Raw genomic sequence first — 16,158 nt, 5'->3', positions numbered from 1 at the left:
AGAAATATAAAGTCCCCCTAAAAGGGGGAGGCTTTAAACCCAAATTTTCGGTAAATAGTAACACAGCCTTCTAGGCCGTCGCATTTTCTCGCATTCAAGGTGTCCTTCTCCCAGAATTACATTCTTGTAAAGCTGCCTCTGCGGATATTCCTGTCGAGTTCCCGTGTACATCATAAGCCAATCCATTGATACAATTTTGTAGAGCATCAGCTACATTAGGACGACCACATTCTTTTAATGCACCTGGCCAGGAAAACCCTTCTTGTGTTATTGCATCACGCACACATATACCTGTGGTGGCCGTGGCGGTTTGGCACATAGACTTAGAATCATCCCAAGTTGCTCCCTGCGCTCTCAAACTTAAAAAACATTGTCCAGAGAAACGAGTACCATATTTACATAAAGATTCGGCTGTTTGCCAGTCTCCGCCAATACTCCTGACTTTATCGGCGCAATAACCCGCATATTGGGGATAGCTTTCACAGATTGACTGGGCTGTTGATCGATTTGCTCCCAAACCTTGGACATACTCAAAACAGGCAATATTGGAGCCTTGAGCGTTAACAGGGACGGTTAAATAGGCAGTTGACAGGATGGCCAGGGAGGGAACTTGCAGAAAAACCAGAATTTTTTGCCAGGTTTTCATAATTTTTGTTAAAACTTAACTAGATTCAGTTTAAACTTAGTCGTTTTTTTAAAACTGGATTTTTAGGAAAACTTTAGGGTTTGATGAAACGACTGCCCCTAACTAGAGTATTATCTTAAATCGTGTATTAAGGAGTTATAGACAAGTTATGAAAGTTAATGTTTCCAGTTTAAGCCTCGCTGTTGTTAGTTTATTGTTTACTTCCTTGAATTTATTGGCTCAACCTCCGGTTGAATTAAGGGCAGAAAGTAACCCCAATAATTTAGATGATCTACCTAATGATCCAGGACAAATGTTTAGTTGGACTTGTAATAATCAAGAAGATAGTATTTTAGTTGAGGCCAAAAATGACAAGATTTGGAAAGATATTATTGAAAAAAAAGATTGGAGTTGTCAACAAGCTTTGTCTGATACTCCAACAGGAACCTTAAAATTTACTTGTGAACCTACTGATGATGGAATTATTAGCCTCCTAACTATTACCTGGCTTCAAGGAGTCGATGAAAATAAACTTATGGGCCAATGGATACATCAATTTTCTGATGAATATAACATGATTTGTTCTATGGCTAAAGTTGAATTTTGGGATCAGGATATCACGACTCCTTAAGGTTTATTTTTGCTGGTAATTTTTGTGTAAGTAATCGAATCAATTGCTTCTTCTGGTAACAGTAAAGAAGGCTTTTTTCTGGGCTTTTTCCGTTTGCCTAATCTAAATAAATCATGGAGTAATACATAGAAACAAGGAATAATAAATAGGGTTAATAATGTCGCTAAAGATAAACCAGAAAAGACAACAATTCCTAATGGTTGTAGGAATTCTCCCCCTTGCCCTCCTCCCATTGCTAAGGGTAACATTCCTAATACAGTGGTAATGGTTGTCATTAAAATGGGCCGTAACCGTTGGGGTGCAGCTTGAATAATTGCTGTAGGGCGATCGCAACGTTTTTCAAGCCGAATTTGATTAGCTAATTCTATCATAACAATAGCATTATTAACCACAATTCCGATTAATAAAACGGCCCCAACAATGACGGTTGCACCAATAGCAGTTTGGGTAAAATATAACCCTAAAATGCCCCCACATAAAGCTAAGGGAAGGGTTAACATAATGACTAAAGGATCAACCAAAGAATTATATTGAACGGCCATGACAACGAAGACTAAAAATGCTGCTAAACCGCCTAAAATACCTAAAGAAGATTGTAACTGTTCATTACTTTGTTGAGCATTACTCGGTAAAATTCTCACCCCTTCTGGTAACTCTATTGTATCTAAAACTTGCTTAACTTCTGCGAGTGCTGGCCCTAAACTTGCACCCTCAGTTAAATTTCCCGCTAAAATAAAGACCTGACGCTGATTAATTCGTTGAATTTCCGCAGGTGCTTTTCCTTCTTCGATCTTTGCCACATCTCCTAGACGAATAAGACGATTTTCTTGAGTAAATAGAGGAATTTGGCTTAATTGAGAGGGACGACGGATGAGATCTTGATCCAATTGTACCCGAATGTCTACTAAGCGGTTTTCCCTCTGTAAGCGCGTCGGGACAGTCCCTTGAATAGCAGTTTCAAGAGAATCCTTAATATCGGTCATATTTAAACCAAAAGCCCCTAAACGCTCAAGATCAGGACGAATTTGAATCTCTGGTTGACGGGGATCAGCATCAGGACGAAACTCAGCTAATGTGACATTTTCTTCTAATACTTTTAAAACGGTTTCTCCTGCTTCTTCTAAGGCATTTTGATCGTTACCTTGTAAGATTAAATCAATATCTGCTCGTCTCACAGGTGAGTTATTTAGAATTAGCCCTCGCACTGCATCTGGACTTAACCTTAAGCGAATTCCTACTAAATTTAATTTATCAAATTCTTGGCTAACTCTTTCACTGTACGCTTCGACATCAGTACCTGGTTTTAGAATAATATTACTTGACCCTCTTAAGACATTTTCACTGGTATTAGAACCAAATAGAAAGCCGCCTGAAGTAGTAAAAGTTGATTTAGTTTCCGGTTGCTCAAGCAGAATTTTATCAACAATACCCATTACTTTTTGATTGGTTTCTAGGGGAGTATTGGGAGGAAATTGAGCAATCAATCTTGCTTGTCCGGTATTAATACGAGGTAAAATTTCTTGGGGAATTTGTTGTGCTAAATTAAGACTATTACCACCTAAAACAACAAAGGCAATAATGATCACTAACCATCGTACTTTAATTAGTTTTGAAAGTAACCATTGATAACCTTTCGTAACTGCATTAAACCCCTGGTTAAACCAAGATAATGGCCAGAATTTATTTAAACCACTTGACCAACGAATTCCTAATAATCTTGAGGTTAACATCGGAACAATAGTTAAGGCCACTAAAATAGAAGCAGCAACGGCAAAACTAATGGTTAAAATTAATTCATTAAACAGTAAAGAAATGAAACCACCAATCATTAAAAAGGGCAAAACTGCCACTAAATTTGTGCTGGTAGAGGCAATTAAAGCTGATTCTACACTCTGACTACTACGAATTGATTGATTAATTAATTGACGGGAACTTAAGCGAATTTTGTTATTTTTTCCTGGGGTAACACCGACTCCTTCCGCAATAGTTTCTAACATTACAATAGAGTTATCTACTACAATTCCGACTCCTAATGCTAACCCTCCCAAACTAAAAACATTGAGAGACAAACCAAATAATTTCATCAAAATTACAGCCGCAAGAGTAGCTAAAGGAATCGAAAAAACAATAATAAAAGTTTGACGTAATGATCCCAGAAATAATAAGACAGCAAAGGCCGCAAGTCCCGTTCCTACTAATCCAGAATTAATCACATTATTAATAGCATTTTGAATGAAAATAGATTCATCTAAGGTAGTAATAATGCTAAAATCATCAGAAATAACTTCTTGATTTTGCAAAGTTTTAATCTTGGCTTTGACTGCATCAACAACTTCAATTGTGTTAGCATCTGGTTGTTTTTGGACACTAATTTTAACCGCAGGTTGACCATTTAAAGAGACAAAAATCCGTTGTTCTTCTGTCCCGTCTATAACCTCAGCAAAATCTCGTAAATAAACCCGTCGAGATTGCTCAATTTCTGTTGTATTTCCAGTCACCGCAAAAGACAAATTCCGAAGTTCTTCTGCATCTTTAAACCGTCCGACTGCACGGGTTAAGGGTTCCCCATTTTCCCCCAATAAACGCCCTCCGGCCACATCTTGATTAGTGGCTTCTAATTCATCTAAAACATCCGTTAAACCCACACTTAAAGCTTGTAAACGGTTCAAATCAATATTAACCCTAACTTCTTCTTCTACCCCACCGGAAACATCAACAGAAGCGACTCCAGGAATAACAGTTAATTCTCTGGCCAATTCTTCATCAGCAAATACTCTCAACTCTACATCTTTTTTTGATGATGAAGTTAAGGCAAATTCATACACAGGTAATTGAGAAGGATCAAACTTAAATAAACGGGGAGATTCTAAATTATCGGGTAAATTATTTCTCGCACGATTTAACGCAGCAGTTGCATCATTTAACGCTTGATCTATATTTCCTCCTACCTTAAAAAACAAGTCCAAACTAACATTACCTTCACGGGTTTGTGAATAAATTTGTTCTACTCCTTCCGTCGCGGATAATGCTTGTTCAAGGGGTCTAGTAACTTCATCAATGGCAATTTCTGGGGCAATTCCTGGGGTTTCTAAACGTACTCCAATACGGGGATAAGTAATAGAAGGAAGTAAGTCTACTTGGATAGTGGTAACGAAAAAAATGCCCACTACCATCACCGCTAAGGTTAACATTAAAGTTCCAATATGTTGACGGATAGCAATGCCACTAATACCAAGACGAGAAGGGTTAGGTTTGGGGTTCATAAGCAAAATCGAAAGAAATCAGTCTTTTCTTCCATAAATAGTTGGCAAATCCAAGAAATTATGGAAAAATCAAACTAGATTAGGTAGTCAGAAATTTATAAATTACAGAATCTTTACAAGCTTAACATATTAACGGGAGTGCATCGGCCTACGGAAAAAGTGACTAATTTTTGAGCTTTTTGTTTAATTTTTGCCGATAAATTTACTTTGGCTGAGTATTCATACTTATTGACAAATAATTAAGCTACTGGTAAAACGAGGTTAAAAATTGTCGAATTTTCTTAACCCATCATTAATAGACAAATTATCATTTTTGCTGTTACAATACTTAACATACGGATCTAAAAGTAATAAACCTTTTCTATCCCTAAACGTAGCCATCTTAATCAAGCTAATTTAGCGGAAGCTATCTTAGATAATTCAGATCTAAGGGGAGCTTATTTAACCGGAGCTTGTCTAAATTGGGCAAGTCTTCAAGAAGTTGATCTTCGTGATGCTTGCTTAGTCGGAATTGACTTGAAAAGAACCAATTTAACAGGAGCTTTCTACAACGAATGCACTAAGTTTCCCTCAGATTTTAACCCCCTTGAAGCTAAAATGTTCAAAGCTAAGGACATGACAGTTCAAGAATTACTACCTAGCTTGGTTTATGTATATGGGTTAGGTTGTCAATATTTAGGGCCAAACCTAGCAACTAAATATTGGGAAATATCCTGTCCAAATCGTCAATGGTTAAAGCAATTTTCTGTAGAAAATAAGCAACAAATTACTTTTTTGGGAAATTTAGAGCAACCAGTTAGCGCATTGCAATTACGTTATTCCCAAGAGTGGACGCAAAATTTCATCAACACTTGTTCAAAAATAATTGGTAATTTTGCCAATCTAATTGACTCGACTTTAACCTGATTTTGCAAGAATTCCTTATATTATTGATAATCCCCAACTGCTACAAGTTGGGGATTATCAATAGATGAAAACTCATAAGGAATATTCATCATAAATTCTCCAGTTTTTTCAATCTTTGAATAATTAAAGTTATTCAAAAAAGATTTCCGTCTTCAACCCCTACTCAGACAATACACTCAACCGCACTAAATCATTATCCTGCAAAGGACGATTACTACGAGACACAAATCGTTCTCCTGGACGTAAACCAGCCAAAACCTCTACATTCCCGTCTCTGTTTTCTCCTAACCTCACCATTCTCGCCCTAACCGTCCCTTTCTCCTTATCTCCTATCACCACAAAAATTGTCCCCCGTCCCCCCACAGGTTTCTCCTTAGAAGCTTTTAACGCAGTCTCAGGTATCACCACAGCTTGACTCACCCCTTGACCAAAATTCACCCTAGCGAGTAATCCACTGCCGATTTTTTGACTAGGATTCGGTAAAATAACCTCAATGGGAACCTGTCGCGCCCTGGCATCTGCCGCCGGGGAAATATTCGTCACCCGTCCCACGAAACTGTCACGGGGAAAGGCATCTAAGCGCACCTTAACGGACTGTCCTACCTTAATCTTAGCTAAATCTAACTCTGATACCGGAACAACGACTTTAACCTGACTAAAATCCCCTAAACGGAGAATTTCGCTCCCTGGTTGTATCAAGTTTCCTGTTTCTATCACCCGTTGCAGCACATATCCCGTCATGGGAGACACAAGACGAGTATATGATAACCTTTCCTGTTGCTGCTTAATTAAGGATTCTTGGGCAATAACCCGCCCTTTCGCCACTTGTACCCCAGATTGACGCACCTTTACCTGAGATTGTGCAGAGATCAAGGTTTGCTGGGCGGTGCGGTATTCAGTGCGGGCTAACTCTACCTCCCGTTTGGCGATCGCCCCTTGTTCATACAATTGTTGTAAGCGATCAGCATCCAATTTCGCCTGTTCTAAAGCCACCTTAGCAGATTCTACCTCAGCCTGAGCCGTATTAACTTCCCCCTCGGCGCGAATAACTTCTGACTGTTGGGCCGCCGCTTCTGCTTGTGCTTGTCCAACTGCTGCTTGTAATAAACCATCATCAAGCTGCGCTAACATTTGCCCTTTAGTCACGCGATCGCCCACATCTACCGCTAAACTTAATAATTGTCCCTCAACCTGGGAACGTAAGGCTATTTCTCGCACAGGTTGAGTCGTACCGATATATTCCACTGTATCTTTGAGATTATCCTGGCGAGCGATCGCCACATCGACGGCGGGAATTTCTGGCTTTTTCGGGGCTTTTTGCTCTTCCTGGGCTTCGGTTTGGGGAATAAACTTGCATCCGACGGAAGCAAAGATTAAAACACTGGTTAAGATTAATCCAGTCCCAACACCCTTTTTAATAACCATGAATCTTTGTCTCTGTGTCGTTTTTATTGCCTAAGAATAGCTTAACAAATCTTTGTACTTAGTCGCTTAAACCATAATGTGTGATCCGAGTTAAGGGTAAACTGTCTTTGATGAACAATTCCCTTGTTCCTTTGACCGATTGAAATATAACATCATGCCCCAACCTAGTTACATTTATACCTTATTTGTGAGTCATGTCCTTGAATCCTTGCCGTTTCTCTTGTTGGGCATTATTATCTCCAGTGGTTTATTAGTCTTTGTCGATGAACATGAATTAGTCGCAAAATTTCCCCGTAGCCGAATTTTAGGGGTAATTATCGGCAGTAGCTTAGGGCTATTGCTTCCGGTGGGGCAGTATGGCAATATTCCTGTAACTCGGCGGTTATTGTTGCAAGGGGTATCAATTCCTGTCTGTATCAGCTTTTTAATCGCGTCCCCTACCATTAACCCTTTTGTTATTTTAAGTAGTTGGCAAGTGCTTGGGGGCCACCCCAGACTGATTTTTTTGAGAATTTTGGGAGCTTGGCTGATCGGGATTATTATAGGCTTTGTTTTCAGTACCTATTCCGATAAACCTGTAGCTTCCGAGGGAGAAACCGCTATTCTTGAGACTCGCTCCACTTTAGTTCGCTCAGGAACCATTGTAAGGCCCCTAGAGGGCTTTCAACCCCTTCATCGCGCAGGTAACTTAATTTATGAAAATAAGGAAATGTCGGGGGCTTATCGTACCTTAAAACAACAACTTTATGTCTTTGTCGATAACTTGATTCGAGAATTTCTAGAATTAGGAAGTATTCTGATCCTGGGGGCAGCTATTTCTACTGCTTTTCAAGTCTTTTTGCCTCAAGCTCAACTTTTGGCCTGGGGCCAAACTCCCTTAACTCAAATTCTCGTCATGGGGCTTTTAAGTCTTGTGATTTCTCTTAATTCTCTGTGGGCTGCTTCTTTTGTCAGTCCTTTAACTACCACCCTTTTATTAGGTTCTGGTTTTGTTTTCTTGTTGTTTAATTCTTTATTTAATATTTCTAGTTTGGCTTTGTTATTCGCTACAATTCGCGGGAAAGCAGCTATTTATTTAATCATTATCACAACACAATTGATCCTGCTTTTCGCTTTCGTTCTCAATTTTTATTTTGGTTAACTTAATGTTTGAGCTTCCACAGTAATCCTGATCCCTACCATAACAAAATACTACATTAATGCGGAGAGAACCTACTCGATTGCCTTGATCCCTCAAATGTAAACTTTAATTACAAATCTTAAAAACCGTTGATAAAGGTGCTAAATTAATAATTGAAGCTAATAAAGCTTTCCTGGCAGATCCAGCTTGCAAGGTCAAAACACAAGTTCAAAGGAGAACACCCTGTACCAGTTCATATCTGTCTCGTTAACTCGCAACAACAGCAACCAAGATAGAGGCTTATATTTCCTCAAGTGAATTCAAGGGAGCAAGGCGACTGAATCTATGATTCAGTGCAACTCTAGAGAAGATCAACTAAGAGAGGAGGTCACTGAGGAACTAACGATTTGGTTGCTGTTGTTGTTGTAAAAAAATAATTAAGTCTACAATATACAAAGTTCGTAGTAATGGATTTAGCCATTAGTTATTAATTGATAATTATCCATTGTTGAAATTATAGAATTTGAGGGAAGGGGTAAAAACAGCATGAAAGTCAACTTACAAACCGCCTTAAATGATAGTCATATCGATGGGAACCAAGGCAATAATCAACGACAAATTGCCATTTCCCTGTCATCCTTAGAAGAAACCAGCGATCGCACCCTACCCCTAAACTTAGGGTTAATTTTAGACCACAGTGGTTCCATGACGGGAAAACCCATGAAAACCGTCAAAGAAGCGGCCCTACGTTTGGTAGAAGGGTTGGGGCCAAGCGATCGCCTTTCTGTGATCGCCTTTGATCATCGTGGGAAAGTGATTATTCCTAATCAAATTGTGGATAATATTGAGCGAGTAAAAGGACTTATTCAGAAACTGGAACCTGCTGGGGGAACGGCCATTGATGAAGGGATGAAATTAGGCATTAAAGAAGTAGCAACTGGCAAAGAAAATCGCGTTTCTCAAATCTTTTTACTCACTGATGGAGAAAATGAACATGGAGACAATGAACGCTGTTTAAAACTCGCTAACGTAGCCGCAGAATACAATATTACTGTTAATACATTAGGCTTTGGCAATCATTGGAATCAAGATATCTTAGAAAAAATTGCCGACTCCGCAGGGGGAACCCTCTGTTATATTGAACAACCAGAACAAGCTTTAACAGAATTTAGTCGTCTGTTTACTCGTCTTCAGTCTGTCGGGTTAACCAATGCCTATTTAATCTTAGAATTTATCCCAGAAGTTCGTTTAGCAGAATTAAAACCTGTTGCTCAAGTGGAACCCGAAACCGTCGAATTAAACGCACAAATTGAAGGAAATGCTTATATTGTGCGTTTAGGAGACTTAATGAAAGATACCTCACGGGTGGTATTAGTTAACCTTTATTTAAGTCAATTATCTCCAGGAAGTCACGTTATTGGGACAGTGCAAGTGCGTTATGATGACCCATCTTTATCACAAATCGGGTTACTATCAGAAAAAATTCCTTTAACTGTAGAAGTACAACCAGTTTATCAACCAAAAGTAGATAGTGACGTACAAAAATCCATTTTAACTTTAGCTAAATATCGTCAAACCCAATTAGCAGAAGCAAAATTAGATCAAGGCGATCGCAAAGGGGCCGCTACTTTATTACAAACGGCGGCAAAAACTGCTTTACAATTGGGAGATCAGGGTGCTGCAACAATTTTACAATCGAATGCTACCAGGTTACAAGCAGGAGAAGAACTGTCAGAAGCGGAACGGAAAAAGACCAGAATGGTGTCTAAAACTGTGATTCAAACTCCTCCAGATGCTTAAGATTTTATTTATTCTTGGCCATAATGTCACCCTTAACTATTCAAAGACTTTGTACTGAAGCTGAACAATTTTCAATCATTGAATCTCAATCTGAAGAATCATCTCTTTATGGTGTCACAGATGGTAAAGCTGTGGGAACTTATTTAGAACATAAATTCAAGGCATATTTAAAGCAAAATATGATTTTGTTGAGGGGAGTTCAGCGAATGGTATTGATTTTCCTGAATTACTTATTGATATGAAAGTCACAAGTATTAAGCAACCTCAGTCTTCATGTCCCTTTAAATCTGCTAGACAAAAAATTTTTGGACTGGGATATTCACTGATTATTTTTGTTTACGATAAAATTGATGATGCTATTAATCGTACTGCAAGATTAAATATTCAGCATACAATTTATGTGAGTGCTGATAGAACTGCCGATTTTCAAATGACTCGTGGTATTCATAATATTTTGCAGAATGAAGGAAATGAAGATGATTTAATTGCTTTCATGTCAGATCGTAATTTACCAGTTGATGAAATTGAATCAGTTAATTTAGCGAAAGAAATTATCACAAATCCTCCTAATCAGGGCTTTTTAACAATCTCTAATGCGTTACAATGGCGATTACAATATAGAAGAGTAATTGAATTAGCGCATCAAGAAGATGGTTTAATAGAAATCTATCGAGCAAATTAATGAACAAGACGAAATCTAGAACTAAAATTGAATATGGGGACTTTCAAACACCTTTAATATTAACAGAAAAAATATGTCATAAGTTGATAAGTTTAGGGATTTCTCCTGAGCTTATTATTGAACCGACTTGTGGAATTGGCAACTTTATTAAATCTGCAAATAAAATTTTCAATAATTCTCAAAAAATTATCGGAATAGATCTTAATAAAAACTATATTGAGCAATTAAGTAATGACCTAAATAGCAATAACAAAATCACAATAATTCATGATAACTTTTTTGAAATAGATTTAAACCAAATAATATTAAAATCCAACCCAAAAATACTAATAATTGGGAACTTTCCTTGGGTTACAAATTCACAACAAGGAAGCATAAAAGGGTTAAATTTACCAGAAAAAAATAATTTTCAAGCCCATAATGGGTTAGACGCAATAACAGGAAATAGTAACTTTGATATATCAGAATGGATGTTAATAAAATGTGCTAATTTTTTGCAGAATTATCATGGTTATTTAGCGATGTTGTGTAAAACATCAGTAGCTAGAAAACTTCTCAATTATCTATCTAAAAATAATTATTATCTTTCCTCTTGTGCAACTTACGGAATAGATACTAAAAAATATTTTGATGCAACGGTTGAAGCTTGTTTATTATTGTGTCAATTTGAACCAGGAATTAAAAACTATATTTGTGATGTTTTTACTAATTTAGATACAGAAAAATATGAACAAATTGGCTATTATCATAATAGATTAATTAGGGATTTGACAACCTTTGAAAAATTCAAGTATCTTTATACAAATAAACCGCAAATTAAATGGCGTTCTGGGGTTAAACATGATTGCTCAAAAATCATGGAGTTTCGGAAAATTGGGAAGATGTTCATCAATGGTTTAGGAGAATTAATAGAACTTGAAGATACTTATATTTTCCCTTTACTCAAAGGCTCAAATATTGCTAATGGAGAAATAGGAAAAACACAGAAATATGTTTTAGTTACTCAAAAATTTATTGGAGAAGATACGATAAATATTAAAAAGATTGCTCCCCTAACATGGTATTATTTAGAAAGCCATGCAAGCCATTTAGATAAACGTCAGAGTAAAATTTATCAAAAAAGTCCCCGATTTTCTATTTTTGGTGTTGGTGATTATAGTTTTTCTCCTTGGAAAATAGCAATTTCTGGACTCTATAAAAAGTTAGAATTTAGATTAATTCATCCTCTGGATACTAAACCAGTTATGTTTGATGATACTGTTTACTTTCTGAGTTTCAAAAATCAAGAAAGTGCTAAAAAAATGCTTGATTTTTTAACTTCTTCTGATGTCATTGATTTTTACACATCATTAATTTTTTGGGATGAAAAACGCCCCATTAAATCAAGCATTTTAAATTGTCTTAACCTGAGAAACTTCTAAAATAGATAAAAGCTAATTAAGCCTTTTTAAGATGTTCTGTAAACCGTCTTAAAACCCCATTAATAAAGCGATAACCATCATCATCAGAATAGCGTTTTGCCAGTTCTACCGCCTCATTAATAGCAACTTTTTGAGGAACCTCAAGAAACAACATTTCAGCAACAGCAAGACGTAAAATGTCCTGATCAATTTTCGCTAAACGACGCAATTGCCAATCTTCTAAAACAGCCTGAATTTGTTCATCAATTTCTTTGCGTCGTCGATGAATTGCCCCTAAAATTTCTAAAGCATATTCTCGCACCTCATATTGACTCGATAACTGAATCATTTCGGGAAATTCCACCGCAGTAGCAAGACGATTAATCGCTCCTTGAGTTAAGGTTAAAGCATCTTGGATCATCGTTTTAGCACTTTCGAGGGTGGTAGCGCGAGTTTCATATTTAAAAAGCTGATCATTTCCCCTAACCACCTCTGCTGAGGCCGTTTCTAGAGTATCTTGAATTTCACTGGTGAGGGTACGAATAGCTGATAAAACAAGGTGATTAAGATCAACTTGTTCCAGTTTTTCAGAATTTCCCTTAATTTGACTGAGACTTAATAAAGCGAGTTCACGGGCAATGCGGCGCGGTTGCTGACGAGGGGGCATAATTAACGATCAATCAGGGTTAAGGGTTGAAGACTCTTCTTCTAAGGCAATAGGGTGGTTTTGTTCTTGGTTTAGGGAATTATCCAGAACCACCTGGGGATTATTGTTCGGTTTCGGTAAATTAGAGGGAACGATTACAGGGTTATTAGGGCTGACAATACCCCCAGAAATTAGCACTTTGAAAGCATCTTCGATGGAAATAGGCACGTTAACCACATCTTTGTTAGAAATAATCGCGTACCATCCCGATGTAGGGTTGGGGGTTGTCGGGATAAAAACACTCAACATCGGTTCGTCAAGATGAGCTTGTAGAGAAGGGCTAAGGGTTCCTGTCACAAAACCGATACTCCAAACCCCACGACGGGGATATTCCACCAGAACAACGCGACGAAATTTGCTTTTAGAATCTTTAAAAAGGGTTTCTAAAATTTGTTGTAAGGTTTTATAGACTGCTCCGGCTAGGGGAATAGACTGTAAAATCCGTTCTCCCAAATCCAACAGCCATCGGCCTGCAAAATTGCGGGCCATAAGACCAATGACCAAAATACAAAGCAGTGGAACCGCCAACCCTACGGTTAAATTGAGACAGTAGCTCAAAATCGGATCAAGGCCATCAAAGGGGTTGAGTTGCTTGGGAATTTGGGTTAAAAGATTGATCACCCAGGTAGCGATAGTAATCGTTAACCAGATTGTTGTCGCCAAGGGAATGACAACCAATAAACCCGCGATGAGATCGTTTTTTAAATCCTGTTTGAAGCGTTGCAGCACAGAGTACCAACTCTCCACACACTGACTGAGCCAATTATATCATATTCAGATATTCACGGCATTCAAAAATAGCAAAAGGAGGGAGAAGTTCAGGCTTCATCCCTCCTGTAAGCAAATTTCTGTAAGAATTAATTAGCGTTTGGGAGCTTTGGGACGGGAAGCCATTTTGGGGCTGCTCATGGAGATGCGTAAGCCAAACACACCAATCACAAAATAAACAATTGCCAGCATTAGACTACTTAAACCAATCCGTAAACTTTGCTTAAGAGCTTGAGTTTTCGCTTGATCTTCAGCTTGTTTACGACGAGTGACTAATTGGGTTTCTAATTGTTTTTTCAACTCATCCGTTCTTTTCTTGTATTCGGCGGGATTTTTCGCCAAGTCCCGTAAGCCTTGTAATTGATCCCTCTGTTGACGGGCTGCTTCTAATTGTTGAGCATTGAGTTGTTGTCCTTGAACTTGGCCCGTTTCAATGGCTTGATTAAGTTGTTGGAGTTGTCCATTGAGTCGTTGAGGATTTTTCGACAGAGCATCGACCTGAGTTAAGAAATTCTGAATTTGTTGGGCCCCTTGACCAGCCCCTTGCTGAATTTGCTCTAAGGCGTTGGTTTTGGCTACATTAAGGTTATTAAGGTGTAGGGGAACCATCAAGAGAAAGACAAGCCCCAAAACTGCCGAAAGGATAAAAATAGGGAATCGCAGGTCAAACCCTGATTTTTTCATGGGAGAAGCATCGGCTAAACTATCAATCCAATAGCCGACTAAAATAAATCCTATACCCACGAGAGGAACAACACCCCGATCAACAACACTGGTGACAAGGCCAATTTGCCACTGTTGACTTTCCCACTGTAGGGGAACGGCTAGGGTGACGTAATCTAACAGAGAGGAGAGGATGAAAATCACCCCAATTAGTTTGAGAGCGAGAGAGGTAAAGGCTGGATAATTCATAGTTTTTTATCGGGCTTTGGGTATTAGTTACTTAAGAGAGAAGACAGAAAGCTTAGGGACATTACTTAACTTTAGGATTCAACAGTAGGTTTAATTAACTACCTTATCAGTTTTTTCCCAGAATTTTTACTTAATTATAGGGAAGTTGGTCAGAGCAAAACTCTTACCTGAGATACGAGCTTAAAAGATTTAGGACGAATTCGCAAGGGGTAAAAGTCTAGTCAATATAATAAGTAAGTGAATGTCCATCAGGGTGTGGGAAAACTGCTCTCTATAAGATTCAAGGCAATGAAACAAATTCAAGTATTATCAGATAAAGCGGCCCTAATCACTCAAGCTCTGTCTTGTGTTTTGGAAAAAATCAACATAGCTCTAGAAGAACGGGGATTATGTACCCTAGCTTTAGCGGGGGGAAGTACCCCAAAACCTTTATATGAAGCTCTAGCACAGCAATCTTTACCTTGGGAGAAAATTCATATTTTTTGGGGAGACGAACGTTATGTCCCGGCTAATCATCCTGACAGTAATGAAGGAATGGCCCGTCAAGCTTGGTTAGATGTCGTACCGTTTCCCCCAGACAATATTCACCCCATGCCTACAGGAAGCGGTGATCCGGCCCTTGATGCTCAAACCCATGAAACCCAATTGCAACAATTTTTTCAGGTGGCCCCTGGAGAGGTTCCGGTTTTTGATATTATTTTGCTGGGAATGGGAGATGATGGCCATACCGCCTCTTTATTTCCTCAAACAGAGGCCCTTAAGGTGAGCGATCGCTTAATTACCGTAGGCAATAAAGACGGCCAACCTCGCTTAACTTTTACCTTTCCTTTGCTCAATCAGGCCCGTTGTGTCATCTTCTTAGTAGCAGGAGAGAATAAACGTCCGGCCTTAGCCCAAATTTTTGCTCCTGAAGCGGATGAAACCATGTATCCTTCTAGAGCAGTTCAACCTCAAGGAGAACTTTGGTGGTTATTGGATCAAGCAGCAGGGGCTGAACTGAAGTAATGGGGTAATGGGAAAATTGTCTCGTAGGGGCGAGTTTATTCAACATTTTTGTGAGAATCATGGACTTTTGATCAAAACCAGCCCCTACACCCTCACTCCCCCACCCTTCGGACTTCAGCCTAAATCTCCATAAGACTATCCTAGTTGAAATAAACTGATGATTATTTGTCCTAACTGCGAGCATCATAACCCAGATGGAGCCATACAATGTGAGGCTTGCTATACTCCCTTACCCCAAATGGCCAATTGTCGAAACTGTGGCGCGCCTTTATTAAGCAATGCGACATTTTGCGGTCAATGTGGTATTCAATCACCCTTTGAAACATCATCAACAGCAATGGAAGAAACTAAAGAAACTGTTCCGCCCCCACCACCAAGTTTAGAAACACCTCCAATCACTCCCCCACCCGTTCCCCCTAATATTTCATCTGCCTTACCCCCGCCCCCACCTATACCCACTCCAGCAACCCCCCCCTTGCCCCCCTCGCCTCCTGCACCAACCGTTCCTCTGACTCCTCCTGCACGAAATCTTAGTGCGCCCACCCAACTCCAAGTATTCAACGCGAGTTTGCTCCATCTCCAGACCCAAACTCAGTTAGAATTGCCCCAAGGATTAGAGGTGATTCATCTCGGCAAACCCAATGAACAAATTCCCCCTGATCTTGATGTTTCAGGCTTTCCTGACTCTGATGTGGTGTCTCGGATTCATGCAGATATTCGGGTTGAAGGCGATATCTTTTATATTGAAGATGTGGGCAGTGCTAATGGAACCTATATTAATCACACCGCTTTACCCCCAGGTAATCGTCATCGATTACGGCCTGGCGATCGCATTTCCCTAGGCAAAGGCGACTTGGTAACGTTTATCTTCCAATTATCATAAGTCCAACTTAGCTACTCACCTTCAATCACCCG

15 protein-coding genes and 1 pseudogene are annotated in these 16,158 nt (G+C 39.0%); 10 read left to right on the top strand and 6 right to left on the bottom strand.

Annotation, left to right across the window (positions count from 1 at the left end; all coding sequences use genetic code 11):
• Window positions 1-94: 94 nt before the first annotated feature.
• On the bottom strand, window positions 95-646 hold the full coding sequence (locus VB691_RS15220) for a hypothetical protein (RefSeq protein WP_323292356.1): 552 nt from the start codon (window positions 644-646) through the stop codon (window positions 95-97).
• A 148-nt stretch (window positions 647-794) separates the two neighbouring features.
• Between VB691_RS15220 and VB691_RS15215 the strand changes: the two genes are divergently transcribed.
• Window positions 795-1,256 carry a hypothetical protein gene (locus tag VB691_RS15215; RefSeq protein WP_323292355.1) on the top strand — a complete coding sequence of 154 codons (462 nt, stop codon included), beginning with the start codon at window positions 795-797 and terminating at the stop codon, window positions 1,254-1,256.
• On the opposite strand, the gene VB691_RS15210 is transcribed toward VB691_RS15215, so the two are convergent.
• Window positions 1,253-4,519, bottom strand: a complete 3,267-nt coding sequence (locus tag VB691_RS15210; RefSeq protein WP_323292354.1) for an efflux RND transporter permease subunit — start codon at window positions 4,517-4,519, stop codon at window positions 1,253-1,255. The two genes, VB691_RS15215 and VB691_RS15210, sit on opposite strands and share 4 nt — an antisense overlap.
• A 363-nt stretch (window positions 4,520-4,882) precedes the next feature.
• On the opposite strand from VB691_RS15210, the pseudogene VB691_RS15205 reads away from it, so the two are divergent.
• Window positions 4,883-5,050 (top strand): annotated as a pseudogene (locus VB691_RS15205) (pentapeptide repeat-containing protein); the annotation flags it as partial.
• Between the two features lie 66 nt (window positions 5,051-5,116).
• Window positions 5,117-5,425, top strand: coding sequence for a hypothetical protein (locus VB691_RS15200; RefSeq protein ID WP_323292353.1), 309 nt, complete (start codon window positions 5,117-5,119; stop codon window positions 5,423-5,425).
• 159 nt (window positions 5,426-5,584) lie between these two features.
• On the opposite strand, the gene VB691_RS15195 is transcribed toward VB691_RS15200, so the two are convergent.
• Window positions 5,585-6,850: an efflux RND transporter periplasmic adaptor subunit gene (locus VB691_RS15195; RefSeq protein WP_323292352.1), complete on the bottom strand. Its 1,266-nt coding sequence runs from the start codon at window positions 6,848-6,850 to the stop codon at window positions 5,585-5,587.
• A gap of 154 nt (window positions 6,851-7,004) precedes the next feature.
• Between VB691_RS15195 and VB691_RS15190 the strand changes: the two genes are divergently transcribed.
• The 5 genes from VB691_RS15190 (at window position 7,005) to VB691_RS15170 (ending at window position 11,873) form a co-directional block, all read left to right on the top strand.
• The gene (locus VB691_RS15190; protein WP_323292351.1) at window positions 7,005-7,991 is read left to right on the top strand and encodes a permease; all 987 of its coding nucleotides are present in this window, start codon (window positions 7,005-7,007) and stop codon (window positions 7,989-7,991) included.
• Between the two features lie 525 nt (window positions 7,992-8,516).
• Complete coding sequence (locus VB691_RS15185) at window positions 8,517-9,770, top strand: VWA domain-containing protein (protein WP_323292350.1); 1,254 nt, start codon at window positions 8,517-8,519, stop codon at window positions 9,768-9,770.
• A gap of 23 nt (window positions 9,771-9,793) precedes the next feature.
• Entirely contained in the window at window positions 9,794-10,012 is a 219-nt protein-coding gene (locus VB691_RS15180) for a hypothetical protein (protein WP_323292349.1), read from the top strand.
• Window positions 10,009-10,452: a type II restriction endonuclease gene (locus VB691_RS15175; protein ID WP_323292348.1), complete on the top strand. Its 444-nt coding sequence runs from the start codon at window positions 10,009-10,011 to the stop codon at window positions 10,450-10,452. The genes VB691_RS15180 and VB691_RS15175 overlap by 4 nt, the downstream gene beginning before the upstream one ends.
• Window positions 10,452-11,873 carry an SAM-dependent methyltransferase gene (locus VB691_RS15170; RefSeq protein WP_323292347.1) on the top strand — a complete coding sequence of 474 codons (1,422 nt, stop codon included), beginning with the start codon at window positions 10,452-10,454 and terminating at the stop codon, window positions 11,871-11,873. The genes VB691_RS15175 and VB691_RS15170 overlap by 1 nt, the downstream gene beginning before the upstream one ends.
• Before the next feature lie 16 nt (window positions 11,874-11,889).
• Here the strand turns inward: VB691_RS15170 and nusB are convergent, their stop codons facing one another.
• From nusB to VB691_RS15155, 3 genes are all read right to left on the bottom strand, one after another.
• Complete coding sequence (gene nusB, locus VB691_RS15165) at window positions 11,890-12,519, bottom strand: transcription antitermination factor NusB (RefSeq protein WP_323292346.1); 630 nt, start codon at window positions 12,517-12,519, stop codon at window positions 11,890-11,892.
• 9 nt (window positions 12,520-12,528) lie between these two features.
• Window positions 12,529-13,287, bottom strand: a complete 759-nt coding sequence (locus VB691_RS15160) for a DUF502 domain-containing protein (RefSeq protein ID WP_323292345.1) — start codon at window positions 13,285-13,287, stop codon at window positions 12,529-12,531.
• A gap of 132 nt (window positions 13,288-13,419) precedes the next feature.
• Window positions 13,420-14,238, bottom strand: a complete 819-nt coding sequence (locus VB691_RS15155) for an HpsJ family protein (protein WP_323292344.1) — start codon at window positions 14,236-14,238, stop codon at window positions 13,420-13,422.
• Between the two features lie 288 nt (window positions 14,239-14,526).
• On the opposite strand from VB691_RS15155, the gene pgl reads away from it, so the two are divergent.
• Together pgl and VB691_RS15145 are read left to right on the top strand one after the other, a co-directional pair.
• A complete protein-coding gene (pgl, locus tag VB691_RS15150; RefSeq protein WP_323292343.1) occupies window positions 14,527-15,243 on the top strand; it encodes a 6-phosphogluconolactonase in 717 nt (238 codons plus the stop codon).
• A 157-nt stretch (window positions 15,244-15,400) separates the two neighbouring features.
• Window positions 15,401-16,126, top strand: a complete 726-nt coding sequence (locus tag VB691_RS15145) for an FHA domain-containing protein (protein WP_323292342.1) — start codon at window positions 15,401-15,403, stop codon at window positions 16,124-16,126.
• Window positions 16,127-16,158 lie beyond the last annotated feature (32 nt).

Origin of the sequence: Crocosphaera sp. XPORK-15E (assembly GCF_034931425.1) — a bacterium.
Lineage (GTDB): Bacteria > Cyanobacteriota > Cyanobacteriia > Cyanobacteriales > Microcystaceae > UHCC-0190.
Note: the sequence above shows the minus strand (reverse complement) of the source record. Positions and strands in the feature narration are given on the sequence as shown.